Source organism: Streptococcus porci DSM 23759 (assembly GCF_000423765.1).
GTDB classification, from domain to species: Bacteria; Bacillota; Bacilli; order Lactobacillales; family Streptococcaceae; genus Streptococcus; species Streptococcus porci.
The window spans coordinates 1-1,180 of the sequence record NZ_AUIP01000036.1; the positions used below are offsets into that span (position 1 = coordinate 1).

General features: G+C 46.1%; 1 protein-coding gene. It reads left to right on the forward strand.

What is annotated here, in order from left to right; translation table 11 throughout:
- Nucleotides 1-53: 53 nt before the first annotated feature.
- The coding region (locus tag G576_RS0109615) for a DUF859 family phage minor structural protein (protein ID WP_027974415.1) at nucleotides 54-1,180 on the forward strand (1,127 nt) is incomplete at its 3' end.

Below are 1,180 nucleotides of genomic sequence, written 5' to 3' on the forward strand. Positions count from 1 at the left end.
ATTTAAACCCGTCAATGAATGTCATTAGATGGGTTGGAAAGGTGATGTAATATATGGCTGACTTTTGGTCGAATAGCGATAGAGGGTATCGCATCAAGTTGTCTTTGACGCCTTCTAAGCCAAACATACCCGCAAACTCTACTAACGTTAGGGTACAGCTAGCCCTTTTTAACACGACAACCACATTTGCTCAGTATAACTGTACAGCAAGCGCAACGGTCAACGGACAAACCTACTCGTGGTCGGGCTCTCCAAACATGCTGAGTATGAACTCAAGCATTAATCTGATTGATAAGACAGTCACGATAGGGCACAATCCGGACGGGCAGAAGTCCTTTTCTTTTTCAGCGACTTTTAGCGGGTCAGGAGGCTACTCTCCCGGAAGGTTAAACGTGGCTACAGGGACAATGCCCCTGGCCAGAATCCCACGAACAAGTACAGTTACAGCAGGGACGGTTAATTTTGGCTCAGCTTTAACGATTACAATCCAACGGGCTGACAGTAGCTTTAAACACACTGTCCGCTATGAGTTCGCAGGCAAAACAGGCACCATCGCAAGTAATGTTGATACATCGACATCTTGGACGGTGCCTTTGTCATTTGCGAATGATGTGCCTAATGCAAACTCAAGGAGTGGGACTATCTATGTCGATACCTATTCTGGGTCAAGTAAGATTGGCACGTCTCAGACTAGCTTTACGGGCACTGTGCCTGCGGATATTAAGCCTTTACTGTCGGGAGTCATCCTGTCAGACGGTAACTCGGCTGTACAGGCTTTAATCCCAGAGACAAACATCTTTGTGCAAATTTTGTCTAACATCAAAGTGTCGTTTGTCGGTGCTATGGGGTCGTATAGTTCTACGATTAGTGGTTTTAAAGCCGAAATTGTCGGTAAAAATCAGGTCACCACAGAAAATGGTGGCACGTTAGGATTCATGAATTACAACGGAACCGTCACAATCAGAGCTAGTGTGTCAGATAGCCGCGGACGTTGGTCAAATCCAGTAGATACGACGGTCACTGTCATGGAGTATTTTGCCCCAATCATGAGCTTTAGCGTTGCCAGAGGTGGCAGTCTGCAAGACGTCATCAACGTCAAGCGAAACGCACGAATAGCCCCTCTAACCGTTAATGGAAGTCAACGCAATACAATGACTTTGTCTTTTTATGTCTCAAGAGC